This window comes from Embleya hyalina, assembly GCF_003967355.1.
GTDB classification, from domain to species: domain Bacteria; phylum Actinomycetota; class Actinomycetes; order Streptomycetales; family Streptomycetaceae; genus Embleya; species Embleya hyalina.
In genome coordinates this window covers 53,855-80,417 of record NZ_BIFH01000029.1, presented here as the reverse complement: position 1 = coordinate 80,417, position 26,563 = coordinate 53,855, and the positions used below count along the sequence as shown (strand labels likewise).

The 26,563-nt window shown below is 71.6% G+C and carries 28 protein-coding genes; 6 read left to right on the top strand and 22 right to left on the bottom strand.

Features of this window, described 5'->3' with window-relative positions:
* Position 1: 1 nt before the first annotated feature.
* Positions 2-859 carry a helix-turn-helix domain-containing protein gene (locus EMA17_RS31630; protein WP_126640588.1) on the bottom strand — a complete coding sequence of 286 codons (858 nt, stop codon included), beginning with the start codon at positions 857-859 and terminating at the stop codon, positions 2-4.
* A 75-nt stretch (positions 860-934) separates the two neighbouring features.
* Here EMA17_RS31630 and EMA17_RS31625 point away from each other — a divergent pair, with 75 nt between their 5' ends.
* The gene (locus tag EMA17_RS31625) at positions 935-1,387 is read left to right on the top strand and encodes an RpiB/LacA/LacB family sugar-phosphate isomerase (protein ID WP_078978764.1); all 453 of its coding nucleotides are present in this window, start codon (positions 935-937) and stop codon (positions 1,385-1,387) included.
* Here EMA17_RS31625 and EMA17_RS31620 read toward each other — a convergent pair.
* Positions 1,353-2,099 (bottom strand): HAD family hydrolase, encoded by a 747-nt coding sequence (locus tag EMA17_RS31620; RefSeq protein WP_126640587.1) that lies wholly within the window; start codon positions 2,097-2,099, stop codon positions 1,353-1,355. The genes EMA17_RS31625 and EMA17_RS31620 overlap by 35 nt on opposite strands.
* A gap of 39 nt (positions 2,100-2,138) precedes the next feature.
* The gene (locus EMA17_RS31615) at positions 2,139-3,296 is read right to left on the bottom strand and encodes an MFS transporter (RefSeq protein ID WP_126640710.1); all 1,158 of its coding nucleotides are present in this window, start codon (positions 3,294-3,296) and stop codon (positions 2,139-2,141) included.
* Positions 3,297-3,458: 162 nt separating this feature from the next.
* Here EMA17_RS31615 and EMA17_RS31610 point away from each other — a divergent pair, with 162 nt between their 5' ends.
* Positions 3,459-4,220 (top strand): AraC family transcriptional regulator, encoded by a 762-nt coding sequence (locus EMA17_RS31610; RefSeq protein WP_126640709.1) that lies wholly within the window; start codon positions 3,459-3,461, stop codon positions 4,218-4,220.
* A gap of 21 nt (positions 4,221-4,241) precedes the next feature.
* Here EMA17_RS31610 and EMA17_RS31605 read toward each other — a convergent pair whose 3' ends face one another.
* The 3 genes from EMA17_RS31605 to EMA17_RS31595 form a co-directional block, all read right to left on the bottom strand.
* Positions 4,242-4,928, bottom strand: a complete 687-nt coding sequence (locus tag EMA17_RS31605; RefSeq protein ID WP_126640586.1) for a TIGR00266 family protein — start codon at positions 4,926-4,928, stop codon at positions 4,242-4,244.
* A 93-nt stretch (positions 4,929-5,021) separates the two neighbouring features.
* The gene (locus EMA17_RS31600) at positions 5,022-6,089 is read right to left on the bottom strand and encodes a hemolysin family protein (protein ID WP_126640585.1); all 1,068 of its coding nucleotides are present in this window, start codon (positions 6,087-6,089) and stop codon (positions 5,022-5,024) included.
* Positions 6,086-7,522 carry a hemolysin family protein gene (locus EMA17_RS31595; protein WP_126640584.1) on the bottom strand — a complete coding sequence of 479 codons (1,437 nt, stop codon included), beginning with the start codon at positions 7,520-7,522 and terminating at the stop codon, positions 6,086-6,088. The genes EMA17_RS31600 and EMA17_RS31595 overlap by 4 nt, the downstream gene beginning before the upstream one ends.
* 546 nt (positions 7,523-8,068) lie before the next feature.
* Here EMA17_RS31595 and EMA17_RS31590 point away from each other — a divergent pair.
* Positions 8,069-8,272 carry a hypothetical protein gene (locus EMA17_RS31590; protein ID WP_126640583.1) on the top strand — a complete coding sequence of 68 codons (204 nt, stop codon included), beginning with the start codon at positions 8,069-8,071 and terminating at the stop codon, positions 8,270-8,272.
* Positions 8,273-8,455: 183 nt separating this feature from the next.
* Here EMA17_RS31590 and EMA17_RS31585 read toward each other — a convergent pair whose 3' ends face one another.
* From EMA17_RS31585 to EMA17_RS31550, 8 genes are all read right to left on the bottom strand, one after another.
* Positions 8,456-9,106, bottom strand: coding sequence for a LuxR C-terminal-related transcriptional regulator (locus tag EMA17_RS31585; protein ID WP_126640582.1), 651 nt, complete (start codon positions 9,104-9,106; stop codon positions 8,456-8,458).
* The gene (locus tag EMA17_RS31580; protein WP_126640581.1) at positions 9,070-10,386 is read right to left on the bottom strand and encodes a sensor histidine kinase; all 1,317 of its coding nucleotides are present in this window, start codon (positions 10,384-10,386) and stop codon (positions 9,070-9,072) included. Before EMA17_RS31580 ends, EMA17_RS31585 begins: the two co-directional genes overlap by 37 nt.
* Before the next feature lie 127 nt (positions 10,387-10,513).
* Positions 10,514-11,254 carry an alpha/beta fold hydrolase gene (locus tag EMA17_RS31575; RefSeq protein WP_126640580.1) on the bottom strand — a complete coding sequence of 247 codons (741 nt, stop codon included), beginning with the start codon at positions 11,252-11,254 and terminating at the stop codon, positions 10,514-10,516.
* Between the two features lie 122 nt (positions 11,255-11,376).
* A complete protein-coding gene (locus tag EMA17_RS31570) occupies positions 11,377-12,507 on the bottom strand; it encodes a magnesium and cobalt transport protein CorA (RefSeq protein ID WP_126640579.1) in 1,131 nt (376 codons plus the stop codon).
* A gap of 246 nt (positions 12,508-12,753) precedes the next feature.
* Positions 12,754-13,659, bottom strand: a complete 906-nt coding sequence (locus EMA17_RS31565; protein WP_174861462.1) for an SDR family oxidoreductase — start codon at positions 13,657-13,659, stop codon at positions 12,754-12,756.
* Between the two features lie 3 nt (positions 13,660-13,662).
* Complete coding sequence (locus EMA17_RS31560) at positions 13,663-14,442, bottom strand: enoyl-CoA hydratase/isomerase family protein (RefSeq protein ID WP_078978775.1); 780 nt, start codon at positions 14,440-14,442, stop codon at positions 13,663-13,665.
* A gap of 162 nt (positions 14,443-14,604) precedes the next feature.
* Positions 14,605-14,991 (bottom strand): VOC family protein, encoded by a 387-nt coding sequence (locus EMA17_RS31555; RefSeq protein WP_126640578.1) that lies wholly within the window; start codon positions 14,989-14,991, stop codon positions 14,605-14,607.
* 42 nt (positions 14,992-15,033) lie between these two features.
* Entirely contained in the window at positions 15,034-15,807 is a 774-nt protein-coding gene (locus EMA17_RS31550; protein ID WP_160161633.1) for an acyl-CoA thioesterase, read from the bottom strand.
* A 246-nt stretch (positions 15,808-16,053) separates the two neighbouring features.
* Here EMA17_RS31550 and EMA17_RS31545 point away from each other — a divergent pair, with 246 nt between their 5' ends.
* Together EMA17_RS31545 and EMA17_RS31540 are read left to right on the top strand one after the other, a co-directional pair.
* Complete coding sequence (locus EMA17_RS31545; RefSeq protein WP_126640576.1) at positions 16,054-17,295, top strand: MFS transporter; 1,242 nt, start codon at positions 16,054-16,056, stop codon at positions 17,293-17,295.
* A 49-nt stretch (positions 17,296-17,344) separates the two neighbouring features.
* Positions 17,345-17,599 (top strand): hypothetical protein, encoded by a 255-nt coding sequence (locus EMA17_RS31540; RefSeq protein ID WP_078978779.1) that lies wholly within the window; start codon positions 17,345-17,347, stop codon positions 17,597-17,599.
* A 60-nt stretch (positions 17,600-17,659) separates the two neighbouring features.
* On the opposite strand, the gene EMA17_RS31535 is transcribed toward EMA17_RS31540, so the two are convergent.
* From EMA17_RS31535 to hpnH, 4 genes are all read right to left on the bottom strand, one after another.
* A complete protein-coding gene (locus tag EMA17_RS31535) occupies positions 17,660-18,127 on the bottom strand; it encodes a GNAT family N-acetyltransferase (protein WP_126640575.1) in 468 nt (155 codons plus the stop codon).
* Positions 18,124-19,092 (bottom strand): DJ-1/PfpI family protein, encoded by a 969-nt coding sequence (locus EMA17_RS31530; RefSeq protein WP_126640574.1) that lies wholly within the window; start codon positions 19,090-19,092, stop codon positions 18,124-18,126. Before EMA17_RS31530 ends, EMA17_RS31535 begins: the two co-directional genes overlap by 4 nt.
* Positions 19,093-19,465: 373 nt before the next feature.
* Entirely contained in the window at positions 19,466-19,837 is a 372-nt protein-coding gene (locus EMA17_RS31525) for a hypothetical protein (RefSeq protein WP_126640573.1), read from the bottom strand.
* Between the two features lie 267 nt (positions 19,838-20,104).
* The gene (gene hpnH, locus EMA17_RS31520) at positions 20,105-21,109 is read right to left on the bottom strand and encodes an adenosyl-hopene transferase HpnH (RefSeq protein WP_126640572.1); all 1,005 of its coding nucleotides are present in this window, start codon (positions 21,107-21,109) and stop codon (positions 20,105-20,107) included.
* 138 nt (positions 21,110-21,247) lie between these two features.
* Here hpnH and EMA17_RS31515 point away from each other — a divergent pair, with 138 nt between their 5' ends.
* Positions 21,248-21,856: a TetR/AcrR family transcriptional regulator gene (locus tag EMA17_RS31515; protein WP_126640571.1), complete on the top strand. Its 609-nt coding sequence runs from the start codon at positions 21,248-21,250 to the stop codon at positions 21,854-21,856.
* Between the two features lie 78 nt (positions 21,857-21,934).
* On the opposite strand, the gene EMA17_RS31510 is transcribed toward EMA17_RS31515, so the two are convergent.
* Genes EMA17_RS31510 through EMA17_RS31495 form a run of 4 tightly spaced genes read right to left on the bottom strand, consistent with a single transcriptional unit; the run spans position 21,935 to position 26,369 of the window.
* Positions 21,935-23,404, bottom strand: a complete 1,470-nt coding sequence (locus tag EMA17_RS31510) for a penicillin-binding transpeptidase domain-containing protein (protein ID WP_126640570.1) — start codon at positions 23,402-23,404, stop codon at positions 21,935-21,937.
* Positions 23,401-24,777 carry an FtsW/RodA/SpoVE family cell cycle protein gene (locus EMA17_RS31505; RefSeq protein WP_126640569.1) on the bottom strand — a complete coding sequence of 459 codons (1,377 nt, stop codon included), beginning with the start codon at positions 24,775-24,777 and terminating at the stop codon, positions 23,401-23,403. Before EMA17_RS31505 ends, EMA17_RS31510 begins: the two co-directional genes overlap by 4 nt.
* Positions 24,778-24,828: 51 nt before the next feature.
* Complete coding sequence (locus EMA17_RS31500; RefSeq protein WP_126640568.1) at positions 24,829-25,647, bottom strand: ABC transporter permease; 819 nt, start codon at positions 25,645-25,647, stop codon at positions 24,829-24,831.
* A complete protein-coding gene (locus EMA17_RS31495; RefSeq protein WP_126640567.1) occupies positions 25,647-26,369 on the bottom strand; it encodes an ABC transporter ATP-binding protein in 723 nt (240 codons plus the stop codon). The genes EMA17_RS31500 and EMA17_RS31495 overlap by 1 nt, the downstream gene beginning before the upstream one ends.
* Between the last annotated feature and the right edge of the window lie 194 nt (positions 26,370-26,563).

Sequence of the window (26,563 nt, the reverse complement as noted above, 5' to 3'; positions counted from 1 at the left end):
GTCAGCCCGCGAAACCGCCGGCGGGCAGCCGGGAGCCCAGGTAGGCCCCGGGGGTGCAGCCCGCGAGCACCTTGAAGTCGCGATTGAAGTGCGCCTGGTCGTAGTAGCCGGCCTCCGCCGCGACCTCCGCCCACGAGCGCGGCGCCCCGTCCAGCAGCGCGATCGCGTGCCGGAAGCGCAACACCCTTGCCATCGTCTTGGGCGGCAGGCCGACGGTCTCCCGGAAGCGGGCGCCGAGGTGGCGCCGACTCCATCCGGTCTCCCGGGCCAGCGATGTGACGTCGATCCGGCCCGCGCTCGCCGTCAGTAGGTCCCAGGAGCGGATCACCTCGGGCAGCGGCTCGGGGCCGATGTCCAGGCGCCGAAGCAGGATCTCGTCGAGGTGGGCGAAGCGGGTCGCCCAGTCGGGCGCGGACACCAGCCGGTCGACCAGCGCGTCGCCGTCCCATCCGGGCAGGTCGTCGAGGTGCACCACCCGGTCGGCGATCTCGGCCAGGGGCAGGCCGAGCAGCGTGTAGGCGCCGAGCGGGGTCAGGTCGAGTTGGATGCCGGCCTGTCGGCCGTCGTGCTCGACGATCGCGGGCCCGCCGTGCAGTCCGGCCACGAACGAGTGGGTGGTGCCCGGCGTGTCGAGGCCCGCGTGCGGGGAGTGGACCCGGATCGGCACGAAACCGATGATCACGGTGATCGAGCCGGTGGCCACCTCGCGGCGGCGCAGTGGCGCGTGGAGGCGCTCGTCGTAGCCGAGGCAGGAGTGGAGCAGCGGCGCGAGCGCGGGATGCGCGGGTGCCGACACGGTCTCCATGGACCCGAGCGCGGAGGTGTGTCGGGTCACGTGCAGAGTGTCCGTGGGGACCATGCTGTCCAGTCTCACACCCGGTGCCGACAAGGCGCCGACCACCGACCAGACGAAGCACCGACCAGGGAGTATCCGATGCGCATCGCGATCTCGGCCGACCAGATCAAGGGCTGCGGCCTGTACCTCGCCGACGAACTGCGCAAGCGTGGCCACGAAGTACTGCCGTACGGCGCCTTCGACCCGGCGCACACGCCCGAGTTCGCCGACGACTGGGCGCCGGTGAGCGCGGCCGCCGCGCGCGAGGTGGCGGCGGGGCGGGCCGATCAGGCGATCGTGTGTTGCTGGACGGGTACCGGGGCGTCGATCGCGGCGAACAAGGTGGACGGGATCCGGGCGGCGCTGTGCTCGGACGCGGAGACGGCGGCCGGCGCGCGGCGCTGGAACCACGCGAACGTGCTGGCGCTGAGCATGCGGCTGACCTCGGGGCCGGTGCTGATGGAGATCCTGGACGCGTGGTTCGCGACCGCGCCGAGCCGCGAGGTCGCGGACGTACTCAACGTGGAGCACGTGGCGGAGATCCGCCGCTGAGCGCGGGCCGGTCGGCGGCGGCGCGACCGAGGTAGTCGGGCAACTCGGCGAAGTGCCCGATCACCCCGATCGGGTCGGCCAGGCCCCGCGGGCGGCCGGTCGGCGCGACCAGCACCGCGCGCATCCCGTACACGTGCGGCGCGGTGGCGTCCTTGCTCGGGGTGTTGCCGACGAACATGATCTCCTCGCGCGGGACGCCGCAGGCGCGTTCGACCTCGGCGTAGAAGTCCGGGTGCGGCTTGCGCAGCCCGATCGCGCAGGAGAGCACGACGGCGTCGAAGCAGTCCTCGATGCCCGCCTCGGCCAGGGTCCGCCGGCGTACCGACTCGGGGCGCTGGGTGTCGCACGCGAGTACGCACACCAGGTCGCCGCGGGCCCGGATGCGCAGCAGCGCCTCGGCGGCCCGGCGGATCACCCGGGAGTCCGGGACCCGCTCGAAGACCGGTTCGAGGGCCGCCCCGGGGTCCGGGATCCGCGCCCCGCACAACCGCGCGGCCCAGTGGATCTCGGTGGCGAAGGAGGTGTGCGTGTCCCGGACCCGGTCGCCCTCGCGGGTGATCCGGTGCACGTGGTCGTAGGCGGCCACGAAGGCGTCCGGGACGCGCGTGTCCGGCAGTTCGCGCAGCACCTCCAGGACGACGCGGCCGTCGGGGTTGGGTCCGGGTACCGCCAGGGTGTCCCCGAAGTCGACGGCCAGCGCGCGTACGTTCATGCCCGGCCGGTCCCCGATCCGCGAGCGGCCTACACCGGCCTACCCCGCGGAGGCGTCGGCCGTGCGCGACGGGCCGGGCCCGGGGCGGTCCTCGGGCTCGGCCAGGGTGCGGCCGAGGTACCAGGCGAGCGCGCACAGCGCGATCAACGGGGTGAGCGCGATCCGCAGGGTGCTCGCCTCGGCGAGCGCGCCGATGGCGGGGGTGGCCACGCCGCCGATGCTGACCGCGAGGCCCAGGGTGACGCCGCTGGCGGTGCCGATGCGGTGCGGCAGGTAGTCCTGGCCGAGGGTGACGTGCAGCGAGAACGGGACGTAGAGGGCGATCGAGGTGGCGGCGGCGAAGAGGTACAGGGTCGGGCCCGGGATCAGCACCAGGCCGGCGGTGGCCGGCACGGACGCGGCGTAGGCGCGGCGCAGGGTGCGGGTACGGCCCCAGCGGGCGGCCAGCCGACCGCCGAGCACGGTCCCGACGGCGCCGCCGGCGAACAGGCAGAACAGCGCGATCGAGCCGGCCGTGTCGCCGCCGGCGAGGTGCCGTTCGGCGAACAGCGCGACGAAGGTGCTCAGGCCCACGAAGACGATGGACCGGCACACGATGACGGCGGTCAGCCGGGTGAAGGCGGGCCAGTCGTCCGGGCGGGTGGGGACGGAGGCGGCTCGGGTGGCGGCGGCGTAGCGGGCCAGTCGGCGGATCACGGAGGCGGTGACGGCGACCCCGGCGAGGGCCGGCAGCAGCAGCCACGGGGTCGCGTCGAGACCGCCGGCGGACAGGATCGGGGAGGCGATGATCGGGGCGAGGGCGAAGCCCACGTTGCCGCCGAGCGAGTACCAGCCCATCGCGACGTGACTGCCTCGGCAGGCCACCCGGGCCAGCCGCGCGGACTCGGGGTGGTAGGCGGCCACGCCCATCCCGGACAGCGCGATGGCCAGCCAGGTCAGCGGGTACGAGTCGGCCGGTCCGGCCAAGGCGATGCCCAGGCCCGCGCCGGTGGTGCTGAGCGGGATCAGCCACGGCATCGTCCAGCGGTCGGTGAGGGCGCCGAACAGCGGCTGCACGATCGAGGACAGCAGGGTCGCGGCCAGCACGATCCCGGAGGCCGCCACATAGCCGTAGTGCCGCTCGGCCACCAGGAACGGCACCAGGCAGGGCACGACCCCCTGGTAGAAGTCCACGGTCGCGTGCCCGACGGCCATCATCGGGATGGCCCGTCGGTCGGCGGCGGTGGGCGACGCGTCGGCGGTGGGGTCGGCGTCGGGAGTCGATCGAAGCTGTTCGGGGTGCCCGGTGGGCGGGGGATTGGTCACCCGTCGATCGTCGATTCCGACACCGTCGGCGGGCTTCCGATAATCTGCCAAGTGATGCCGATCTCCCGCCAACCCCTCGCCGAGCCGCCCACCGGCCTCAGCACGACCACCCGTCACCTGCCCGCCGGGGGCGGGGTGGCGCCGCACCGGCACGAGGTGCACCAGGTCGTCTACGCGGGTCGGGGCGTGTTGTCGGTGAGCACCGACGCGGGCACCTGGGTCGCGCCCGCCACCCGCGCGTTGTGGATCCCGGCCGGCACCCTGCACCGGCATCGCGCGCACGGGCGGACCGTGCTGCACGCGGTGGGCATCCCCGCCGGCGCCGACCCGCTGGACCCGGCCCGCCCCGCGGTGCTCGCCGTCGGCCCGCTGCTGCGCGAGCTGATCATCGCCTACAGCCGCCCCGACCTCGTGGGCACCGACGAGGGGCGGCGCATCCTCGCGGTCCTGCTGGACCAGCTCCGGCACAGCCCCCGGCAGGCGCTGCACCTGCCCACCGGCCGGGATCCGCGCCTGGTGGCGGTTTGCGCGCTGCTGCGGGCCGATCCCGCCGATCAGCGCACCCTGGCCGCCCTGGGCGCGGAGGTGGGGGCGGGCGAGCGCACGCTGACCCGGCTGTTCGCGGCCGAGGTGGGCATGACGTTCCCGCAGTGGCGTACCCAGGCGCGGCTGCACCACGCGCTGGTACTGCTCGCCGAGGACGTACCGGTGACCACCGTGGCGCACCGCTGCGGGTGGTCCTCGGCGAGCGCGTTCATCGACGTCTTCCGGCGCGCCTTCGGCCACACGCCGGGAGCGCACCGCGCGTCGGGCTGAGCCGCCGCCGCTCGCCGCCGCTCAGTTGCGAACACCCGGCAGACCGGCGACGAACGACGCGAACGCGGACGGGTTGCGGGTCTGGGTGAGCACCCGGCCGGGCCCGGTGAAGTCGAAGACCAGACCCTCGCCGGAGGTGACCGAGGCGATCGTGCGCCCGCGTGCGGCCCGCCGGGTGGTGAACGTGATGGTCGGCGCGTAGGCGACCACATGGCCGGTGTCGATCACGACCTGCTCGCCGGCCTCCAGGTCCAGCACGTCCAGCGCGCCGTAGCAGCCCATGATCACCTCGCCCTGCCCGGACGCGTGCACGAGGAACCCGCCCTCGCCGCCGACCAGGTTGCGCAGCCCGCCCCACCGGGTGTCGATGTGCACCCCGGCCGAGTTGGCCAGCCAGCTGGTCCGGGTGAGCAGGAACTCGGGCACCTCGGGGGTGAGCGTGACGTTGGCGATGTCGCCGGGCAGGGCGGTGGCCACGTCCACCCACCCGCCCCGCGCGGGCGCGGTGAACGTGGTCTGGAAGAACGACTCCCCGCCCAGCATGCTGCGCTTGAGGCCCCGGATGAGGCCGCCCTCGACCTTGGAGGAGATCTCCACGTCCGCGCTGTGCGCCATCATCGCGCCGGATTCGGCCCGCATCGCCTCGCCCGGATCGAGCAGGCAGCGCGCGGCGGCGAAGGCGGGACCGTGTCTGACTTCGACTCTCATCCCGCGAACGTGACACGCCCCGCCCCCGACCCCCGACCAAAGCAACCCGACCGGCCGACCGGCATCACCCGATCGGGTCGGCCCGGGGCGCGGTCACGCGGCTCTGGCGCCCAGCACGCTGCCGAGCAGGTCGTCCAGGCCGACGAGGCCCAGCAGGGTGCCGTCGGCGGCGTGGACCAGGGCCAGGGACGCGCGGCGTTCCTGGAGGGCGGCCACGGCGCGCTGGATCGGGGTGTCCACGGTGAGGGTGAGCACCGCGGTGGCCAGTTCGCCGGCGGTGTTCCCGGACGCCTGCGTGCGGGAGGTGAGCACCTTGCGGATGTGCACCACCCCGAACAGCGTGCCGTCCTCGCTCCGCACGAGCAGCCGATTGCGGCCGTTGCGGCGGGAGACCGCGGCGATCTCCTCCGGCCCCGCGTCGGCCGGCACCGAGTCGATCTCGGCGGTCGGCACGATCAGCCGGGCCAGTGGCTCGGTGTGCGTGCGCAGCGTGCCCGAGAGCACGTCGTGCGAGGCGTTGTCGATCAGGCCGAGCCGACGGGACTCGCCCACCAGGCGGCGCAGCCCCTCGGCGTCCTTGGGGTGCGACAACTCGTCCTTGGGGTCGATCCGGGCCAGCCGCAGGATCCCGTTGCTGACCCCGTTCATCGCGCGCAGCAGCGGTCGCACCACGCGGGTGTAGCCGCGGAACGACGGGGCGAGGACGAGCGCGACCTTCTCGGGGCCGGCGATCGCCCACGACTTGGGCGCCATCTCGCCGAGCACCATGTGCAGGATCACCACGACCACCAGCGCGATCGCGAACGACACCGCGTGCCCGGCCGCGGCCGGCATGCCGACGGCGTCGAAGAGCGGGTCGAGCATGGTGGCGATGGCCGGCTCGGACACGATGCCCAGGCCCAGCGAACACATGGTGATGCCCAACTGGGCACCGGCCAGCATCAGGGACAACTCCCGCACGCCCGCCAGCGCCGACTTGGCGCCGCGCTTGCGCTCGGCGGCCAGGGCCTCCAGACGGTGTCGCCGCGCGGCGACCATCGCGAACTCGGCGGCGACGAAGAACGCGTTGCCCACGAGCAGCGCGACCGTGACGGCCAGGGCCGGCCACAGGCCCAGCTCCATCGAGCCCAGGCCGCCGGCGGAGGCCAGGGACGGGGTCATGCGGTCACCTCTGTGGTGCGTGTCTCGTGTCCGGCGCGCCGATCGGCGCTCCATTCGGGAATGTCGCGGGGGAACGCGGGCTCGGAGGTCAGCACCCGGAGCCGGACCAGGGCGGGCACGTGCCGCTCGACCGCCAGCACCTCGATCTCGGTGTAGCGGATCGGCTCGTCGTCCTCCTCGGCCGAGCGCCCGGCGCGGACCTCGTCGGGGTCGGGGACCCGGATCCGGTCGCCCACCTCGGGCAGCCGACCCAGGTGCGCGATGACCAGACCGCCGAGGGTGTCGTACGGCCCGTCGGGCAACTCGGCGCCGACGATCCGCTCGGTCTCGTCCACGCGCAGTCCGGCGTCCAGGCGCCACCAGCCGTCCTCGGGCTCGGTGTCGACGGGGTCCTCGTCGTCGCTCTCGTCGGCGATCTCGCCGACCAGTTCCTCGGCCACGTCCTCGTAGGTGACGATCCCGGCGAGTCCGCCGTGCTCGTCCAGGACGACCGCGAACTCCTCGTTGGCGGCCCGCAGTTGTTCGAGCAGCGAGGCCAGCCCGGCGGTGTCGGGGACGAGCAGCGCGGGCCGGGCGATGGATCCGGCGGTGACGTGCGCGGCGTCCTCGGGGGCCACCTCGAGCAGGCAGGCCACGCCGACCACGCCCAGCACGTCGTCGACCCGCTCGCCGACCACCGGGTAGTGCGAGTGGCCGCGCTCGGCGACCAGTTCGATCAGCTCGGCGGCGGTGGTCTCGGCGCGGACCCGGACCACGTCCGGCCGCGGCACCATCACCTGGTCCACGGTCAGGTCGCCGAACGCGATCGCGCGGCGCAGGATCCCGGACAGACCGGGGTCGAGGTCGCCGTCACGGCCGGCCTCGTCGACGATGTGCGCCAGCTCCTCGGTGGTGGCCCCGCCGTGCAGCTCCTCGACCGGTTCGATGCCGATCGAGCGCACGATGCGGTTGGCCAGGGTGTCGAACAGTCGGATCAGCGGGCCGGCGACCTTGAGGTACACGATGGTGGGCCGGCCCAGCAGGACCGCGACGCGCTCCGGTTCGGCGATGCCCCAGTTCTTCGGGACCAGCTCGCCCAGCACCATCTGGATGGCGGTGGCGACCGCGAAGCCGAGGACGAGGGAGATCACCGGGACGGCGCCGTCGGGCACCGAGACCAGTTCGAGGAAGGGGGAGATCACGGCGGCCAGCGCGGGCTCGGCGATGAAACCGACCAGCAGGGCCGTCACGGTGATGCCCAACTGGGCACCCGACAACATGAACGACAGTCGCCCCATCACGGTCATCGCCCGGGCCGCGGCCTTGTCACCGGCCTCCGCGCGACGGCGCAACAGGCTCCGGTCGGCCGCCACGTAGGCGAATTCCTGGGCGACGAAGAAACCGGTACCGAGGGTCAGCACGACGATCGCGGCTATGCCCAGAGCCGCGGTCATGAGACCGCCTCCCGGACGTCGCGGCTTCGATCACAGTCTCGGGAGGGACCGGTACTAGGGGGGTCCGTCTCTTGGGCGGACACACACGCTCCTTGCTCAACGGGCGATTCAGGGTCAAACACTTACCACGCCGAACGTATCATCGCGCGCCCTTGTTCCCCGGGGCCGGGCGTTGATGCGGGCGAGAAGGGTCGGATTCGAACCAGTATCCAAAGATGCTTGGCTTTCCACCCCGCGTCATGACAATCTGTGCGTCCTCGAACACCGTGAGGTGATGAGGGCTCGTCCGGTGCGTGCGACGCACACATCGCGGCGGGTGAAGTAGCGAAAAACCGCGTCTCCTGCCACAGGCGTCGCGAAGTTCATCCGTACGGGGGAGCGACCCACGCCCTCCCGTCCGGAAGATTGGTATCGGGAACCCGCACCGCCGCAATGACGTTGACAACATCAGACGGGGGCAGCGTGTACGACAGCAGCCCTGATCCGGCCGACGCCGGCTCGCCCGAGGTGCCCGGATCGGACCTCTCAGCGCGCGAGAAGGAGACCATGCCTCGCACACTCGACGACTACGCCGTGTCGCTCGCCGCGTTGAAGGCCTACGACATCACCGGCGTTCGTCCACGCGACCTCCGCCGATTCCGCGACTTCGGCGAGCTGCCCGAAGGGGTGCCCGAGGCCGTCGTCCTCCGGGCCCAACGCATCGTGGAGGAGGAGCGGGACCGCCTGCTGCGCCTGACCACCGGCTCCTGACCGCCGGTTCCCGACCGCCGAGCGAGCCACGGCGAAGGCGTCGATCCCCGACGCGTCGCGGCCCGTCCGCACGGCACGGGTGAATCGCCACCGCGCCGTCCCGGGCCGAGCGGGTGCGACCACCGTGGCGTGATCGCCCGCTCGTGATGCCCTCGGCCGGGCCGGCGGTTCGTGCGGGTTCGCCTAGTTGGTTCCGTTGAGGTAGGCCAGAACCGCCAGGACACGACGGTTCGTTTCGTCCGACGTGTCGATCGACAGCTTGGCGAAGATGTTCGTGGTGTGCTTGCTCACCGCGCCCTCCGAGACGAACAGGCGGCCCGCGATGGCCGCGTTCGAGCATCCCTCCGCCATCAGCTCCAGGACCTCGCGCTCGCGCGGCGTCAGCTGGGCCAGCGGTTTGTCCCGCACGTTGCGGGCGAGCAGCTTCGAGATCACTTCGGGGTCCATCGCGGTACCTCCCGACGCGACCCGGCGGACCGCGTCCACGAACTCGTCGGTGTTGAACACGCGGTCCTTGAGCAGATACCCCACCGCGCCGGTGCCGTCCGCGAGCAGTTCGCGGGCGTAGAGCTGTTCGACGTACTGCGACAACACCAGGATCGGCAGTCCGGGGACCTGCCGGCGGGCCTCCAGGGCGGCCTGGAGGCCCTCGTCGGTGAAGGTCGGCGGGAGCCGGACGTCGACCACCGCGACGTCCGGCTTGTGCTGCACCAGGGCCCGGAGCAGTTCGGGCCCGTTGTCCACGGCCGCGACGATCTCGAAGCCGTGCGCCTGGAGCAGGCGGACCAGCCCGTCCCTCAGGAGGGCGAGGTCTTCCGCGAGGACAAGTCGCACGGCAGCTCCATGATCACAGTCGTCGGGCCGCCCACCGGGGAGTGCAGGGCGAGCGTCCCGTCGAATGTATCGAGTCTGCGCTGGATGCCGCGCAGCCCCGTGCCCTTCATCAGATCGGCGCCGCCGACGCCGTCGTCGGTGACCGAGATCCGCAACGTGCCGTCCGTGTACGTGAGATCGATCTCCACGTGCCGGCCGCCGGAGTGTTTGGCCGCGTTGGTCAGCACCTCGGTGACCGCGAAGTAGGCGGCGGACTCCAGCGGGAGTTCGGGCCGGCCCGGCAACGAGACGTTGACGTTGACGTCGAGCGGGCTCTCCAGGGCCACCGCGCGCACCGCGTCGGCCAGGCCCCGGTCGGACAACACCGGCGGGTGGATGCCCCGGACCAGGTCGCGCAGTTCGTGCAGCGCCTTCGCGGACGCCTCGCGGGTCTCGGCGAGCAACACGCGGGCCGCGTCGGGGTCGGTCTTCATCAGCGCCTCCGCGGCGCCCAGGTTCATCCCCATCGCGACCAGGCGGGCCTGCGCGCCGTCGTGCAGGTCACGCTCGATCCGGCGCAGTTCGGCCGCCGAGGCGTCCACCGCGTCGGTCCGGCTCTCGGTCAGGTGCTGGACCCGCAGCGCCAACTCGGCCTGCTTGGTGGGGGCGAGCAGGGACCGGTTCCACAGTCCGTTGACCCGGGCGAACCAGGGCGCGAGGGCGAGGCCGGCGGCCATCTGGACCAGGCCCCACGGCACCGCGAGGCCGGCCCGCTGCGAGCTGTCCACCTTGATGAACGTGTACCACTGCGCGTCGTCGACGTGCCGGTAGGCCACTTCCCACAGGAACGGCATCAGCACGCCGTGCAGGCCGTTGACGATCAGCAACATCGGGAAGCACGCGATCAGCAGGCTCGACGGCAGGTAGAGCAGCGCCCACAGCAGGTCCCGCCAGGTGGCCGCCTCGGTGATCATCCGCTTGGTGCGCGCCCACAGCCCGGTCACGCCGCCGCCCGTGGGCAGTCGACGGTAGGGGGTACCGATCGGGACGTGCGCCCAGGCGCCCATCGCGTTGCGGGTCAGGTTGGCGGTCGCGCGCAGCAGCAACATCAGGGGGAAGAAGAACAGCAGGCCGACGCCGATCGGCAGCAGCGCCATGAACACCACGCAGGTGATGAACAGCGCGAGGGCGGGGATCGAGAGGAAGACCAGAGCGAAGCCGCGCCAGGCGCACAGCAGCGCCCAGCCGAGCCGCCACCGGGTTGCCGGCGGGTCGGCTCTGTCTGGCGTGAGCGTGCTCATGGGGTCCTCCCGTGGATCTACCGTGACTGCGATGTCCTCTGTCATCAGTGTGTCGGGCGCCGACGGGGCAGGTCACGGGGGAGGCACCCCGAACCGGGGTGGGCCTGGGCCCACCCCGGAGCCGGGGTCAGCCGGCGATGTCCGACAACAATTCGGCGAGGTCCTTCGGGCGCGAGAACATCGGCCAGTGACCGGTCGGCAGGCTGTGCACCGTGCGCTGCTCGGCCGCGGCGAACTCGGCCATGAACGGGTGCCCGGCGGCGATCATGGCCTCGACCTGCTCGGCCGGGAACAGGCAGGTGATCAGGTGGGCCGGCACCCGCAGCCGGGCCGGGTCGGCGACCTGCTGCGGGCTCGCGGCCACGGCGTACGGCTGGGGCATCGCGCGGGCGCGCAGTTCGGCGAGGTCGGTGTCGGACAGGCCGTCGAGCATCACCGGGTCGGCGGCCGGGTCCCAGGGGTGGACGTAGCGACCGTCGCCGCGGGCGGCGACCTCGGCCTCGATCCGGGCCCGCTCCTCGGGCTCCTGGAGGTCGAGGAGCGAGATGCCCGCGGCCACCGGGCCGGCGTCCACGTAGACGATCCGGGCGATCCGCTCCGGGATCCGGTCCAGCGCCTCGTACGCGGCGAACGCGCCGCCCGAGTGGCCGGCCAGGACCACGTCGGTGAGGTCGCGCGTGGTGATCTCCTCGATCAGGGCGCGGGACTGCGCGGCCAGGTCGACGCCCGTCCCGTCGGTGCGGTCCGGCTCCAGGCCGGGCAGGGTGATCGCGACGACCTCGTGGCCGGCGGCCCGCAGCGGTTCGGCGACCCGGTCCCAGGCCCACGCGCCGAGCCAGTAGCCGGGCACGAGAACGATGTTCGCCATGGTGATGCTCCTCGATCTTGGTTCGGTGTTCGTCCTGCGATCAAGATCCTGTCGCGTGTACCTGACAGATCACGACAGGTTTGATTTCGGGAATGGCACACGCGGCGATGGTTCCCGGCGGCTCAGAGCCAGTTGCGGCGCTTGAAGATCAGGTACAGGACGACGCAGACCACGAGCATCAGGGCGATCGCGTACGGGTAGCCGTACGCCCAGTGCAGTTCGGGCATGTGGTCGAAGTTCATCCCGTACACGGTGCCGATCAGGGTCGGTGCGAACAGGATGGCCGCCCACGCGGAGATCTTCTTGACCTCCTCGTTCTGCGCGTTGCTGGCCGCGGTGAGCTGCTTCATCTCCTCGTTCTGGGCCTGGGTCACCACCACCGCGTTGACCCGCATGATGCCTTCGAGCAGTTGGCGGAAGCCGACCACGCGCTCCACGGCGATCGTCGCGTGGTCCTGGACGTCGCGCAGGTAGCGGCGCAGTTCCTCGTCCACGTGGTACTTGTCGAAGCCGGTGGACAGGTCGGCGAGCATGTGCAGCAGCGGGCGGGTCGCGCGCTGGAACTCGATCACCTCGCGGGAGAGTTCGTAGATGCGCCGGGAGACGTTCGGGGCGCCGAGGAAGGCCTCCGCCTCGATCTCGTCGATGTCGTTCTGCAGCCCGCCGACGACGGGCGCGTAGGCGTCCACGACGCTGTCCAGGATCGCGTAGAGCACCGCCTCGGGGCCCTGGCGCAGGAGTTCGGGCCGCTCCTCCGCCCAGCGGCGCACGGCCGACAGGTCGGGGGACTCGGAGTGCCGGACGGTGACCACGAAGTTGCGGCCGAGGAAGACGTGCAGCTCGCCGAAGTCGACCTCCTCGACGTCGTCGAGGTAGCGGGCGGCGCGCAGGACGACGAACAGCGTCTCGCCGTAGCGTTCGAGCTTGGGGCGCTGGTGGGCCACGATCGCGTCCTCGACGGCCAGCGCGTGCAGGTCGAACTCCTCGGCGGCGGAGAGGAGTTGGCTTTCGGAGGGGCGATACAGGCCGATCCAGGCCATGGCGCCCGGGCGGGCGTGCAGTTCGCGGTAGGTGTCGGCGAGGGTGGTCGGCGAGGCGACGCGTACCCCCTCCACGTAGATCGCCGTGTCGATCAGGCTGTGCTCGACGGGCGGGGGCTCGGGGGTGTCCGCCGCGCGGGGGTCCATCGAGCGCTCGGGCGGTTCGGGCGTGCCGTGCCTGCGGGCGCGGAAGGGTAGACGCCGATCGGACATGCGGGGCTCCGGGACACTGGGCGGCGACGAACACGGACACCACATCGGGCCGATCGTGCCGGGAGTCGCGGTCGGCCCTACTTTCGTATTGTCCATATTTCCGCGCAGATATCGCGTATGTATGCCATTCAGGGCATCGCCCGATGCGGGCCCGCGCCGATCCGTCGGGCTTCCGCCGGGTGGGCTTCGGCGCAAACCCGGCCGGGGCGGGGCGGATCGAGGCGTCCCGACCCGGCCGGAGTCGGGCTACGGCAGGACGAACGGCCCCCTGCCCATCTGCTGCCGCACGGTGACCACCGGCGGGTTGACCAGGCCGCGGCGCTGCCAGTTGGCGCCGTCCACGACCAGGGTGTGGCCGGAGACGAAGCGGGCGTAGGGCGAGGCGAGGAACGTCGCGGCCCAGCCGAGCTCGCGCAGCCGGCCGACCCGCATCGCGGGCTGGCACGGGTCCTTGTCGTGGGTGCCGGCGAGGTTGCCCTTGATGTCGGCGGTCATGTCCTCGTGCGGGAACAGGCCCGGGACCAGGCCGTTGACCTGGATCCCGTACGGGCCCCACTCCACGGCCAGTGTCTCGACCAGGTTCTTCACGCCCGCCTTGGCCGCGGCGCTGTGCGCGAAGCCGGGGCCGCCGGTCCAGGCGTAGGACGCGCCGATGTTGACGATCGAGCCGGGGGTGCCCGCCGCCAGGTGTCGGCGGGCGAACTCGCGCGCGCAGAAGTAGGTGCCGTTGAGGGTGATGTCGACGACCGTGCGCCAGGCGTTGGGCGACATCTCCTCGGCGGGGACCGGGAAGTTGGCCGCGGCGTTGTTGATCAGCACGTCGGGCGGTCCGAACGACTCGACCGCCGCGTCGAAGGCGGCGGCGATCCGCTCGGGCTCGCGGATGTCGCAGCTCACGGTGCGGATCTTCGCGCCGGTCTCGGCCAGCGTCTCGCGGGCCGCCGCCAGGTGTTCCTCCTTGCGACTGGCGACGACGAGGTTCGCGCCGAGGCGGGCGAATTCGAGGGCGATCGCCCGGCCCAGGCCGGTGCCGCCGCCGGTGACGAAGACGGTACGGCCCGCGTAGGTGCCCGCGGGCAGCGCGCTCGCGCCGAGGGCGGGCGGCTCGGGCAGGCCGATGATGCCGTCGGTCGTGCCGGTCGTCTCGGTCATGGGTCAGCTCCCCGTGTAGTGGGCGGGCCGCCGTTCGGCGCGCGCGGCGCGGAACTCGGCGTAGTCGTCCGACTTGTTGACGAAGGTCTGGGCGATCAACTCGTCGGCCATCGAGGCGCGCACGGCGGGTTCGGCGAGCCGGCCGAGCATCCGGCGGGCGGTCTTGATCGTCACGGCCGGCGCGGCGGCGATGCGCTCGGCCATCTCGCGCACGGTGGCGTCCAGCGCGTCGGCGGGCACCACGCGCGAGACGATGCCGTGCGCGTACGCCTCGGCGGCGTCCATCGGCCGCCCGGTCAGCACCAGGTCGGCCGCCACGCCGTGGCCGCAGATCTGGAACAGGCGGGCCACCCCGCCGGTGTCCGGGATCACCCCGTGGGTGGTCTCCGGGAGCATGAACCGGGCGCCCTCGGCGGCGACCCGGATGTCGCACAGCAGCGCACGCTGGAAGGACGCGCCGATCGACCAGCCCCGGCAGGCGACCAGTACCGGCGCGTCCAGGTCGAACAGCTGCTGGATGCCGCGATGGCCGCGCGTCATCAACTCGTGGTGCGTGTCCTCGACCCGGTGCCCGCCGATCGAGGACACGTCGCGGCCGGAGGAGAAGGACTTGCCCTCCCCGCGCCAGATCACCGCCCGGATCTCGGGACGTTGCCGCAGTTCGCCGAGGATCCGCCACAGCAGTGCGTCCATCTCGTCGTCGAACGCGTTGTGCCGGTCCGGGTTGTTGTTGGTGATCGTCGCGATCGGACCGTCGTAGTCGAGGAGCAGCTTGTCCGCCATGACACCCTGGGATATCCCAACGGTGCGCAGGAATCGAGAGGCGTGGGCCCGGGGGCCGCGCAAGCGGCCAAGATCACAGTCGGCCGCGCGGGGCGACGGCCGCGGCCGGTCGCCGGGGCCGTGTTCGGTCCGGGGGCGCGCCGGATCGGCGGCGGTGCCCGGTCAGGGGTTGCGCTGGGTCAGGCCGTAGAAGTTGCCCTCGTTGTCGCGGAAGGTGGCCCACCAACCCCATTCCTGCTGCGCGGGCTTGTCCGGGAAGTCGATGCCCCTCGCGCTCAGCTCGGTGTAGGCGCGTCGCAGGTCGTCGCAGGTGAACAGGACGTTGTTCAGGCTGCCGACCTTCTCCATGTCGAAGCGCTGGCTGAACAGGATCAGCGTGATGCCGTCGCCCGGGGCGCGAACCTCGATCCAGCGCGGGCTGCCGGCCTCGCCCATGGGGGTGTCGAGGACCTCCTCGAAGCCCATCTTCTCGACCCAGAATCGTTTGGCCGCGTCCTGGTCGCTGACGTTGAGCGAGACCTTTCCGACCTGCAATCCGACCTGCGACATGCGCACTCCCTCGGCTGGGGCCACCGGCCGTCGGCGGCCCGGCTACCGGTGTTCGACCGGCTCGCCGAACAGTGCCTCCTGACCGACCGTCGCAAACAGCTTTCCCGCCGCGTCGAACAGTCGACCGTGCGCCGTGCCGTGCGCGCCGTGCAGCGTGATGCCCTCCTGGTCGAACAACCACCATCGGTCGGCGCGGAACGGGCGGTGGAAGCGGATCGTGTGGTCCAGGCTGGCCCGCGGCATCCAGCGCCCGGCCAGGGTGTCCGCGTGCGGCAGCACCAGCGCGTCGAGGAAGGTCAGGTCGGTCGCGTAGGCGACGGCGCACGCGTGCAGCAGCGGGGCGTCCGGGAGTTCGCCGTCGGTGCGACACCACAGCGCGTTGTGCGGCGGGCGGGCGGCGAACGTCTCGTCCGCCCAGGTCGGCGGGTCGACGAAGCGCATGTCGATCGGGTTGTACCGGACCAGGCCCGGTCGACGCAGCGGACCGGGCAGCGTGTCCACGAGCCGCTCCAGGGTGGGCAGCGTGTCCGGGGCGGGCACGGCGGGGGCGCTCGGAGCGTGGTCGAAGGGGCTCTCGGGGCGGGTCACCCGGAAGGACGCGACCAGGTGTACGACGATCCTGTCGCCCTGGAGCACGTCGACCCGACGGTGGCTCAGCGTGCGTCCCTGGAGGGTCCGGGTGACCCGGTAGGTCAGCGGCAGCGTCGCGTCGGCGGGCCGCAGGAACGAGGTGTGCAGCGAATGCGGCACCCGGTCCGCGTCGACGGTGGCCCCGGCGGCGGCCAGGGCTTGGGCGACGAGCCAACCGCCGAACACCCGCAGCGCGTCCGGATCGGGACTTTTCCCCTCGAAAAGGTCGAACTTGAGTCCGCTGGGCTCAAGTTTTTCGGGATTGAGTGCGGAAGGCTCAACTTCGGTGCCCCCCGGTCCACTACGCTCGACCCCCTCGGGCCTGAGTCTGGTGGGCTCAACTTCTGCGACGAATCGGCTGACGGCGCTGCTCATGGCTGCAAGTAGAGCAATGACGGCCGCGACACCGACGACGAGGGGCGTGGTGAAGGCGTGGCGTGGAGTGGGGTAAAAGTGCTCCGGGACCGCAACGCGGGCCTGTATCTGAGCGGGGTGGTGATCTCCGGTTTCGGCAGCAGCGCGATGACCCTGGTCGCGGGGGTCTGGGCCAAGTCGCTGACCGGATCGGACAGCATCGCCGCACTGATGGCGCTCGGCGTGTTCGCGCCGACCCTGCTCGGCCCGGTGCTCGGCGCGCTCGCGGACCGATGGCCGGCCAAACGGCTGCTCGTGGTGGTCAACACGATGCTCGCCGTACTGCTCACCGCCACCCTCACCGTGCGTTCCGAGGCGCAGGTGTGGATCCTGTTCGCGGTGATGCTCGGCTACGGCTTCGGCTTCGTGCTGATCGACGCGGGGGAGTCGACCGCGCTCTCCGCGGCGGTGGCGCCGGGCATCCTGGGCGATCTGAACGGGCTGCGGCTCAGCGCCTCCGAGGGCATGAAACTGATCGCCCCGCTCGCGGGCGCGGGCCTGTTCGCGTGGTCGGGCGGACACACCGTCGCGCTGCTCGACGCGGGCACGTTCGTGCTCGCGGCGGGGGTGTTCACGCTGATGCGCTTCGAACAGCCGGTGCGGGAACGCACGGCGACCGGGTGGGTCGCGGAGACCTCGGAAGGGGTGCGCCACCTGTGGGCGCACCGTCCGCTGCGCCGCCTGGTGGTCGCCGGCGGGCTGGCGATGGTGGTGTCGGGGATCAGCGGCGGGGCGGTGTACGCCGTGGTCGACGAGGGGCTCGGCCGCTCGCCCGCGTTCGCCGGGGTCCTGTACATGGCCCAGGGCGCGGGTTCGGTGGCGGCCGGGCTGGCCGCGGGCGCGCTGATCCGGCGGCTGGGCGCGAAGGGGTTCGCGGTGCTCGGCCTGGTGCTGTTCGCGATCGGGGTGGGGCTGCGGGTGCTGCCGTGGTTGCCCGCGGTGGCTACCGGCAGTGTGCTGAACGGGTTCGGGCTGCCGGCGGTGCACGTGGCGGCGATGACCGTGTTGCAGCGGGAGACGCCGGCGCATCTGGTCGGCCGGGTCGCGGCGACGGCCGGGACGATCATGTTCGCGCCCACCGCGTTCGCCCTGCTCGGCGTGGCGGGTCTGCTGGTCGTGGTGGACTATCGGCTCATCCTGCTCGGGGCCGCGGCGCTCGGCGTGGTGGTCGCGCTGTACTGCGCGGCGGGGCGCGGGGAGACGGCGCCGGTGGAGGAGGCGACGCCGGCGAGCACCCCGGAGGATTCGCGGCATATGTGATGTACGCATGTCCTAGGTGTCGGGCTTTCCGCCACCTACGATGATCCGCATGTATGAAGCGGCGGAAATCCCGGCGGAGCTGATTGCCCTTCAGCGGGACCGCGACCACGCGGCCGAGGTGGTCACCACCTTCGCGCGCGAGAACCCGGGGCGGCTGGACGCCGAACTGACCCGGCAGTGGTCGGCGGCGGTGCGCGCGGAACGCAACGCCATACACGCGCTGCACGCGCATCCGATGATGGTGCTGGGGCCGAACCGGTTCAAGGTCATGCGCGCGCTGCGGGCCGCGGCCCGGCTGTCCTGACGACGGTCCGGGCCGGACAGGGGCAAGAGGGTGCCGGACCGGACCGTCGAACCTCGAAGGCTACGCGCCCGGTCCGACATCCAGGCGCCGTTCGAACCGCATCCGGTCCCGACCGGGCCCGTCCAGGTCCGCGACCGGTCCGTGCACGGCGAAGCCCATCGCCGTGTGGAAGCGGATCGAACCGGTGTTGCCCGGACTGGTGATCGCGCGCACCCGGACCCGCCCGGCCGCCCGCGCGAGCACGAGAAAACGCTCGTACAACTCGGCGCCCAGGCCCGATCGGCGCAGGTCCGGGCGGATGCCGACGAAGTGGATGTACGCCTCGTCCGCGTGCGCGGGCGAGAGCAGCCCGATCAGGAAGCCGCCGAGCCCGTCGGCGTCCTCGGCGACCAGGCTGGTGGTGTGGAAGTGGTCCAGGAACAGGCGGGGCAGCGCGGCGGTCATCGGCCGGCCCCACCAGTCGTCGACGACCGCGACGACGGCGTCGTAGTCGTCGGCGCGGGCGGTGCGGATCGTGGGTTCGGTCATGCGGTGGCGCTCCCGGGGCAGAAGGTCCGGCGGTAGTTCTGCGGCGTGGTGCCGCGTCGGCGGAGGAAGTGGTGGCGCAGGGTCGCCGCGCTGCCGAAACCGGAGCGCTCCGCGACCGCGTCGACGGACAGCGCGGTCTCCTCCAGCAATTCCTGGGCGAGCAGCACCCGTTGCGCGATGAGCCAGTCGTAGGGCGTGGTGCCGGTCTCCTGCTGGAATCGGCGGGCGAAGGTACGCGGGGACATCAGCGCGTGCTCGGCCATGCGCTCGACGGTCAGGTCCCGGGCCAGGCGCTCCGTCATCCAGGCGAGCGTGGCCTGGAGCGGGCTGCCGGTCGGCCCGGGCAGCGGGCGGGCGATGTATTGCGCCTGGCCGCCCTCGCGGTGCGGCGGTACGACCATGCGGCGGGCGATCGCGTTGGCGACCCGGCTGCCGTCCTCCAGCCGGACCAGGTGCAGGCAGGCGTCGATCCCGGCGGCGGTGCCCGCGCTGGTGATCACCCGGCGGTCCTCGACGTAGAGCACGTCCGGCTCGACCACGGCCCGGGGGAACAGCCGGGCCAGGCGGTCGGTGTACTTCCAGTGCGAGGTGCAGCGGCGGCCGTCGAGCAGCCCCGCCCGGGCCAGGGTGAACGCGCCGGTGCAGACGCTCATGATCCACGCGCCCCGGGCCTCGGCCGCCCGCAACGCGTCCAGGAGCACCGGGTCGGACGCCACCCGTTCGTCGTGCTCGACGCCCGCCGGGATGGCGATCAGGTCGGCGTCGGCGACCCGGTCGAGGCCGTGTTCGGCGTACAGGTCGTAGCCGGCCTTGGCGCGCACCCGACCGGGGGCGACCGCGCAGACGGCGAAGTCGTAGACCGGGCAGCCCTCCTCGCTTCGGTCGATGCCGAACACCTCGCACAGCACCCCGAGTTCGAAGGGGGCGACCCCGTCCTGGACGATCACGACCACGTTGCGCAGCATGCGTCCAGGATGCCGGCGCGGTGATCGTGAGGACAGGACGCGGATGGCAGGATGTTGCGGTAATCAGGCAGTCCGGCCACTCGATGCATGTGCAAGCAAATGGCATGCTCGGGGTATGACGGTTCTGGCGATTTTCCTGGTGATCACGGTGATTCTCGGTGTGCTGTCCGCCCTGGGGCGGTCGGCCGATACGCGCGACGGGGGCAAGTCCCCCTCGTGGCACCACTGATGCGGTCCGGCGTGGGGCCGGATACGCGAAACGCGCGCCCGGACGGGGGGACCCGGCCGGGCGCGCGTGGTGTTTCGGGAAGCGGATCGGTCGACGATCGACGGGGTATCGCCTATGGCGTATCGGTGGTCGACCGGCGGTCGGTCAGCTGCGGCGCTTGAGGGCGCGCCAGACGAAGTAGATGATGATCGCGAGCACGATGATGCCGATGATCGCGAAGATGAACTTCCCGGCCTTCTTGAAGAAGCTCTTCTTCTTCTTTTTCTTCGTCTTCTTGGCCGGGTGCGGCTGCGCGACCGAGGCCCGCTGGGTGGTGGTTCGAGCAGAGGTGTCCGCGACCGTGTGCACACCGGTCGACGCGCCGGTCGAGGTGAGCGAGGTCTGCGTCGAGGCGGACGAGACCTGACGCACCTGCGCCCGGTCGGGCGCGGCCTGCGCGGGCGCCGCGGTCAGGACCGCCGCGAACACGGCGAGCAGGATCGGACCGGCGAGACGCCGAAGAAAACGTTGAACCATCTGGACAAGCCCCCATTTCGAACCCCGCGGAACATGCGCCTCGCGGTGTCGCCCCGGCCCCGTGGTGGGCCGACAGCGGGACGAAGCTACCCGACACGCCAGTGTCCACGTGCAGAAAAGGGTCAAGATTTGGTTTGGACGCCCCCCATGCGACACGTGTCAACGCGGCTTCCGCTACGCTCACGCCTCATCAGGTTGTGGTGGCTCGGGCGCCGGTGAGGGGTGCCCGAGCCTCCCAATTTCCGATGTGCCGCGTTTGTGGGCGGATCAGCCCGAGACCACCGCGCGCAGGCTTTCCTTGAGTGAACCCATCGTGGCCAGGACGGCCGTCGGCTCGTAGCCGCAGTGCGCCATGCAGTTGTCGCAGCGCGGGTCCTTGCCCCGACCGTAGTTCTCCCACTCGGTGTCGGTGAGCAGTTCCTTGTAGCTCTGCACGTAGCCGTCGCCCATCAGGTAGCACGGCTGCTGCCAGCCGAGCAGCGAGTAGGACGGAATCGCCCACGGCGTGCACTCGAAATCGCGCTTGCCCTCGAGGAAGTCGAGGAACAGCGCGGAGTGGTTGAGCCGCCACTTCTTGCGGTTGCCGCCGGAGAAGGCCGCCTTGAACAACGCGCGGGTCTGCTCGACGCCGAGGAAGCGGTTCTGCACCGGCGCCTTCTCGTAGGCGTATCCGGGGGAGATCTGGATTCGGTCGACCTTGAGGTCGTCGTTGAGGAAGTCCAGCACGTCGACGATGGTCTCGGGGGAGTCCGTGTTGAAGAACGTGCTGTTCGTGTAGACCTGGAATCCGGCCGCCTTGGCCATCCTGATCGCGGCCACGGCCTCGTCGAAGACGCCGTCCTTGGCCACCGCCTGGTCGTGCTTCTCGCGCAGGCCGTCGATGTGCACCATCCACGCGAAGTTCTTGTTCGGCTTGAACTTGTGCAGGTGCTTGGGCAGCAGCACCGCGTTGGTGCAGATGATCACGAACTTCTTGCGCTTGAGCAGTTCCTCGACGATCAGGTCGATCTGCTTGTGCATCAGCGGTTCGCCGCCGGCCAGCGAGACCATCGGGGCGCCGCACTCCTCGACCGCCGCCACCGCCTGCTCCACCGACATGCGCTTGCGCAGCACGTCGTGCGGCTGCTGGATCTTGCCGCATCCGCCGCACTTGAGGTTGCACGCGAAGAGTGGCTCGACCTCCACGATCATCGCGAACTTGTCCACGCGCTTGATCTTCTGCTTGACCAGATGCGTGCCGATTTTCACAGCCAGGTTCAGCGGCAGGCCCATGACCGTCGCACCTCTCTATCCCCGTACCCGGGGGCGTCGGCGTCCGCTGAAACCGTGCTCGGCGTGGCGTCGTTGCCCGGGGGCGCCCGATGATGACAACATCTTCAACATACAGGCTGTACGTCACGTGGGGGTTGTATGGCGGTCACGCGTCGGGCACAACATGTCGCAGACACCCGTGCGGCCCTGTTGGCAGCCGCCCGCGAGTTGTTCGCGACCCGGGGCTACGCACAGACCGGTACCGAGGAGATCGTGGCGCAGGCCCGGGTGACCCGGGGTGCGCTCTATCACCACTTCAAGGACAAGGCCGACCTGTTCCGCGCCGTGATGGAGACCGTCGCGGCCGAGGCGGCCGAGGCGCTCGTCGCCCACGAGATGCGTCATGCCCAGGACCATCCGAGTGAACCTTGGGATCAGTTGCGACACGGTTTCCAGTCGTTCCTGGACGTATGTACGACCGGGGACTTCCAGCGGATCGTGCTGGTGGACGGCCCGGCGGTGCTGGGGCCCGGGTCGTGGGACGCGTTGGTGGACGAGCACGGGCACGGGTTGCTCGCGGCGTGGCTGCGGCAGGCGATGGACAACGGCGAGATCGACGAGTTGCCGGTGCCGCCGCTGGCTCGGCTGCTGGCCTCGTTGATCTCGGAGGCGAGCATGTACACCGCGCGTGCCGCCGATCCGGCGGTGGCGCGGCGCGAGGTGGGAGAGGTCATCGACCGGGTGCTGGCGGGGTTGCGGAAGAGCTGACCGCGGGCGGGTCCGTCGCGGCCGGGGCGGCGGAGTCGGTGAGGGTGCCGGGTCGGCGGTGGCCTGCGGGGCGGGTGGTCAGCGGGACAGGACGGCGGTCATGACGGCCTTGGCGATCGGGGCCGCCAGGCCGCCGCCGGTGATGTCGGCGCGGTCGGCCGCGCCGTCCTCCACGACGACCGCGACCGCGACGGCGGGCTTCGCGTCGGGGCTCGGCTTGGCGTACGCGATGAACCACGCGTAGGGCACGGCGCGGTTTTGCTCGCCGTGCTGGGCGGTACCGGTCTTGCCGCCGACGACCGCGCCGTCGATCCGGGCGTTGCCGCCGGTGCCGGTGGTGACCACGTCCTGCATCATGCGCTGGAGTCGGCGGGCCACCGACGGGGGGACGGCGCGGGCCAGGGTCTGTCGTTCGGTGCCCACTACGGTGCTGCCGTCGTCGCGGGTGAGCCGTTCGACCAGGTACGGGCGCATCACCTCGCCGTCGTTGGCGATGCCGGCGGCGACCATCGCCATCTGGAGCGGGGTGGCGCGGGTGTCGAACTGGCCGATCGAGGAAAGCGCGGTCTGCGGTCGGTCGGGGCTCTTGGGGAACACGCTCCGGGTGACCGCGACCGGGATCCGCAACTTCGGGTCGTCGAATCCGAACGCGGTGGCCTGACGACGCATCACCTCGGCGCCCATGTCCACCCCGAGCTTGGCGAAGACCGTGTTGCAGGACACCGTCAGCGCGTGGCGCAGCGAGGCGTTGCGGCAACCGTCGGCCTCGTTGCCGAGCAGGGTGTGGGTCTCCGGCAGCGGATAGGGGTCGGGGGTGGCGGTCGGCTCGTCGGGGTCGGCGACCGTGCCGGAGGCGAGCGCGGCGGCGGCGGTGACCACCTTGAACGTGGAGCCCGGGGGATAGGTCTCGCGCAGCGCGCGGTTGAGCATCGGCCGGTCGGGGTCGCCGTCGAGCGCGGCCCACGCGGCGCGGGCGGCCCGGTTCGCGCCGGCCACCGCGCCCGGGTCGTAGGACGGGGTGCTGACCAGGGCCAGGATCGCGCCGGTGGTGGGGTCGAGGGCGACCACCGCGCCCTTGTTGCCGGTGCTCGCCAGGCCGTTGAACGCGGCCTGTTGGGCCGCGGGCAGGATGGTGGTGGCCACGTTGCCGGCGGCGCTGCGCCTGCGGGTGACGGCGGTGATCACCGGCCAGGCGCCCAGGCGCGGATCGGTGCCCGCGAGGATGTCGTCCTCGACGCCCTCCAGGAGCGAGGTGCCGTAGAGCTGGGAGGCGTAGCCGGTGACCGGGGCGTAGAGCGGGCCGTCGGTGTAGCTGCGTCCGTAGGCCAGGTCGAAGGAATCGGCCGTGTGCGGCGATCCGGTGATCGGCGCGTCGGCCACCAGGATGTCGCCGCGCGGTTGCTGGTAACGGATGATCTGCGGACGGCGGTTGCCGCTCATGTGGTCGTAGGTGTCGGCCTTGTGGGCCTGGACCCAGGTCGCGTTGCCGAGCAGCGCGAGCAGCAGCAGCAGGCAGAATCCGGCGGCGCGTCGGGCGGTGACGATCACGCGCGCACCTCCTCGGGCAGCGGGACGGGTTCCTCGATCGGCGCGAGCGGGCGGCGGCCCCGGTCGCTGATCTTCATCAGCAGGGCGATCAGGGCCCAGTTGGTGACCACGGACGAGCCGCCCTGGGCGAGGAAGGGCATGGTCATGCCGGTCAGCGGGATCAGTGCGGTCACCCCGCCGGCGACCACGAACACCTGGATCGCCAGCACGGCGGACAGCCCGTAGGCCAGCAGCGAGCCGAACGCGTCCGGCGCGGTCAGCCCCGCCCGGAAGCCGCGGGCGACCAGGAGCGCGTAGAGCACCAACAGCGCGGCGATGCCGGTGAGTCCCAGCTCCTCGCCGACGGTGGCGAGGATGAAGTCGCTCTTTGCGGCGAACCCGACCAGGATCGAGTGGCCCAGGCCGAGGCCCGCGCCGAGCAGGCCGCCGGCGGCGAAACAGAACAGCGACTGGGCGAGTTGCCCCGGGCCCAGGCCCGCGTGGATGCTCGCGAACGGGTCCATCCAGTTCTGTACGCGGCTGTGGACGTGCGGTTCGGCGGAGCCGACCACGAACGCGCCGAGGGCGATCAGGATCAGGCCGACCAGGATCCAGCCGATCCGGGCGGTGGCCACGTAGAGCATCACCACGAACGCGCCGAAGTAGAGGACGGACGTGCCCAGATCGCGTTCCAGGACCAGGATGCCGACCGAGGTCAGCCACACGGCGAGCACCGGTCCCAGGTCGCGGCCGCGGGGCAGGTTCACGCCGCAGAACCGGCGCCCGATCATCATCAGCGTCTCGCGCGTGCCGGCGAGGTAGGACGCGAAGAAGACGACCAGGATGATCTTCGCGAACTCGCCGGGCTGCAACGAGAACGAGCCCAGCCGGATCCACACCTTCGCGCCGTTGATGGCGGGGAAGAAGACCGGGACGATCATCAGGAACAGCGCGACGGCGGCGGCGAGATAGGCGTACTTGCCGAGGGAGCGGTGATCGCGCACGGCGATCATCACGGCCGCGAACAGGATCACCCCGATGGCCGACCACATCAGTTGCGAGGACGCGGCCTGCACGTTCGGCGTCTCCAGGTCGAGTCGGTAGATCAACACCAGCCCCAGACCGTTGAGCAGGGCGGCGATCGGCAGCAGCACCGGATCGGCGTAGGGCGCGAAGAAGCGGACCAGGATGTGCGCGATCAGGACCAGCAGGCCCAGCCCCAGGCCGTATTTCGCGGTGTCCGGGGGAATCGAGCCGTGCCTGGCCAGGCCGACGTTCGCGTAGGCGAAGACCGGGACCAGGACCGCGAACACGAGCAACAGGAATTCGGTGTTGCGCCGCGTCGGCGGCAGGGGCTCGCCTGCCGCCGTCTCGCGCCGCCGCCATCTGGACATGCGCTCTGGAGTTCCCAGAAGTGACCGTGGGTAACCGGAGCGTAGCGGTGGTTACACGTCGCGCCGGCGGAACACCGTCAGCGCCGCGACCACCGCCGCGATCGCCCACAGCGCCATCACCGCGACGCCCGGCCACGGGGCCAACTCGTAGGCGTTGAACTCGCGCAGCCGCATGACGCGTTGACCGGCCTTGTCCGGCAGGAACCTGGCCACCTCGCGCACCCCGGGTATCGCGGTGAGCGCGGCCGTGCCGAGGAAGATCAACGGGATCAGCAGACCCATCGAGGCCATCGGCGTGCGCAGCACGAAGGTGACGCCCGCACAGATCACCGCGAGCAGCACCAGATAGACCACCTGACCGAACGCCGTGCGCCAGGTGGCCGCGGCGGTCAACGAGATGTCGCCGGCGGGCAGCAGCAACCGGGCCGTCAGGGTGCAGGTCAGACTCGAGACGATCGCCGTGACCAGGGCCACGGCGGTGATCACGGTCAGCTTGGCGACGGCGAAGAGCCGCCGGTCGGGCACCGCGGCCAGCGAGGCACGGATGGTGCCCGCGCCGTATTCGCCCGCCACCGCCAGCACCGCGAAGGCCACCAGGGCCAGTTGGCCGAAGTTGACGCCGTAGTGCACGAGGGTGAAGGCGTCGTATTCGGCACCGTCCTCGCGGCGTTGGCCCTCGGCGACGAACGCGTCGACCAGGGCGCCGACGCCGGCGATCGAGAGCACCGTGGCCAGGGGCAGCCAGCGGGTCGAGGGCACCGAGCGGAGCTTGATCCACTCGGCCTCCAGGGCCGCCGCGAAGCTCGTCCCGGGCACGCGCGTCGCCCCGGTCCGCCGCGTTGTCGTGGTCTCCTGCATTGCCGTGGTCATCACCGGCCACCTCCCGCGTATTGCTCGTGTCCGGCGGTCAGCCGGAGATAGACGTCTTCCAGGGACGGGCCGTCGCCGACGAAGTCGGTCAACCCGGTGTCGGCCAGCAGTCGCCCGCCGGCGATCACCACCAGGTGGTCGGCGGTCAGCGCCATCTCGCTCATCAGATGGCTGGACACGAACACCGTGCGGCCCTCGGCGGCCAGCGAGCGGATCAGCTCGCGGATCCACCGGATGCCCTCCGGATCCAGGCCGTTGACCGGCTCGTCGAAGATCAGCACGCCGGGGTCACCGAGCAGCGCGGCGGCGATGCCCAGGCGCTGACGCATCCCCAGCGAGTAGGTGCCGGCGCGGCGGTGGGCCGCGTCGGTCATCCCCACCTGCGCCAGCACCTCGTCGACCCGCGACCTCGGTATGCGGTTGGACCGGGCCAGGAAGAGCAGGTGGTCGTAGCCGCGTCGGCGCCGGTGTACCGCCCCCGCGTCCAGCAGGGCGCCCACGTGGCGCAGCGGGTCGGGCAGCTCGCCGTAGGCCCGGCCGTCGATGGTGATCCCGCCCGAGGTCGGGCGGTCCAGGCCCAGGGCGATCCGCATGGTCGTCGACTTGCCCGAGCCGTTGGGGCCGAGGAAGCCGGTCACGGTGCCGGCCGCGATCTCGACGTCGAGGTCGTCGACGGCGAGGACGTCGCCGTAGCGCTTCGTCAGGCTTCGGATGCGGATCATCTGTGGTGCTCCCCGGGCCGGTTCGGCCGAGTCGATGCGGAGGGTGTGGGCCCGAAGACCTCGTCGACACCCGGTGGTCGCCGCCCGGTTGCTGCGGTGCCTCAAGACTGCGATCCGGGGACCCCGGGCCGGATCCCCCAACCGTGGGGACGGTCTCCCCCGGGCGGGGGAGGTCGCCGCCGGGGCGACCCGCC

What these genes read in the sequence shown, in the direction of transcription:
- EMA17_RS31630 (WP_126640588.1), bottom strand. Translation starts at nt 859, where the DNA reads ATGGTCCCCACGGACACTCTGCACGTGACCCGACACACCTCCGCGCTC.
- EMA17_RS31625 (WP_078978764.1), top strand. Translation starts at nt 935, where the DNA reads ATGCGCATCGCGATCTCGGCCGACCAGATCAAGGGCTGCGGCCTGTAC.
- EMA17_RS31620 (WP_126640587.1), bottom strand. Translation starts at nt 2,099, where the DNA reads ATGAACGTACGCGCGCTGGCCGTCGACTTCGGGGACACCCTGGCGGTA.
- EMA17_RS31615 (WP_126640710.1), bottom strand. Translation starts at nt 3,296, where the DNA reads ATGATGGCCGTCGGGCACGCGACCGTGGACTTCTACCAGGGGGTCGTG.
- EMA17_RS31610 (WP_126640709.1), top strand. Translation starts at nt 3,459, where the DNA reads ATGCCGATCTCCCGCCAACCCCTCGCCGAGCCGCCCACCGGCCTCAGC.
- EMA17_RS31605 (WP_126640586.1), bottom strand. Translation starts at nt 4,928, where the DNA reads ATGAGAGTCGAAGTCAGACACGGTCCCGCCTTCGCCGCCGCGCGCTGC.
- EMA17_RS31600 (WP_126640585.1), bottom strand. Translation starts at nt 6,089, where the DNA reads ATGACCCCGTCCCTGGCCTCCGCCGGCGGCCTGGGCTCGATGGAGCTG.
- EMA17_RS31595 (WP_126640584.1), bottom strand. Translation starts at nt 7,522, where the DNA reads ATGACCGCGGCTCTGGGCATAGCCGCGATCGTCGTGCTGACCCTCGGT.
- EMA17_RS31590 (WP_126640583.1), top strand. Translation starts at nt 8,069, where the DNA reads ATGCCTCGCACACTCGACGACTACGCCGTGTCGCTCGCCGCGTTGAAG.
- EMA17_RS31580 (WP_126640581.1), bottom strand. Translation starts at nt 10,386, where the DNA reads ATGAGCACGCTCACGCCAGACAGAGCCGACCCGCCGGCAACCCGGTGG.
- EMA17_RS31575 (WP_126640580.1), bottom strand. Translation starts at nt 11,254, where the DNA reads ATGGCGAACATCGTTCTCGTGCCCGGCTACTGGCTCGGCGCGTGGGCC.
- EMA17_RS31570 (WP_126640579.1), bottom strand. Translation starts at nt 12,507, where the DNA reads ATGTCCGATCGGCGTCTACCCTTCCGCGCCCGCAGGCACGGCACGCCC.
- EMA17_RS31565 (WP_174861462.1), bottom strand. Translation starts at nt 13,659, where the DNA reads ATGACCGAGACGACCGGCACGACCGACGGCATCATCGGCCTGCCCGAG.
- EMA17_RS31560 (WP_078978775.1), bottom strand. Translation starts at nt 14,442, where the DNA reads ATGGCGGACAAGCTGCTCCTCGACTACGACGGTCCGATCGCGACGATC.
- EMA17_RS31555 (WP_126640578.1), bottom strand. Translation starts at nt 14,991, where the DNA reads ATGTCGCAGGTCGGATTGCAGGTCGGAAAGGTCTCGCTCAACGTCAGC.
- EMA17_RS31540 (WP_078978779.1), top strand. Translation starts at nt 17,345, where the DNA reads ATGTATGAAGCGGCGGAAATCCCGGCGGAGCTGATTGCCCTTCAGCGG.
- EMA17_RS31535 (WP_126640575.1), bottom strand. Translation starts at nt 18,127, where the DNA reads ATGACCGAACCCACGATCCGCACCGCCCGCGCCGACGACTACGACGCC.
- EMA17_RS31530 (WP_126640574.1), bottom strand. Translation starts at nt 19,092, where the DNA reads ATGCTGCGCAACGTGGTCGTGATCGTCCAGGACGGGGTCGCCCCCTTC.
- EMA17_RS31525 (WP_126640573.1), bottom strand. Translation starts at nt 19,837, where the DNA reads ATGGTTCAACGTTTTCTTCGGCGTCTCGCCGGTCCGATCCTGCTCGCC.
- hpnH (WP_126640572.1), bottom strand. Translation starts at nt 21,109, where the DNA reads ATGGGCCTGCCGCTGAACCTGGCTGTGAAAATCGGCACGCATCTGGTC.
- EMA17_RS31515 (WP_126640571.1), top strand. Translation starts at nt 21,248, where the DNA reads ATGGCGGTCACGCGTCGGGCACAACATGTCGCAGACACCCGTGCGGCC.
- EMA17_RS31505 (WP_126640569.1), bottom strand. Translation starts at nt 24,777, where the DNA reads ATGTCCAGATGGCGGCGGCGCGAGACGGCGGCAGGCGAGCCCCTGCCG.
- EMA17_RS31500 (WP_126640568.1), bottom strand. Translation starts at nt 25,647, where the DNA reads ATGACCACGGCAATGCAGGAGACCACGACAACGCGGCGGACCGGGGCG.
- EMA17_RS31495 (WP_126640567.1), bottom strand. Translation starts at nt 26,369, where the DNA reads ATGATCCGCATCCGAAGCCTGACGAAGCGCTACGGCGACGTCCTCGCC.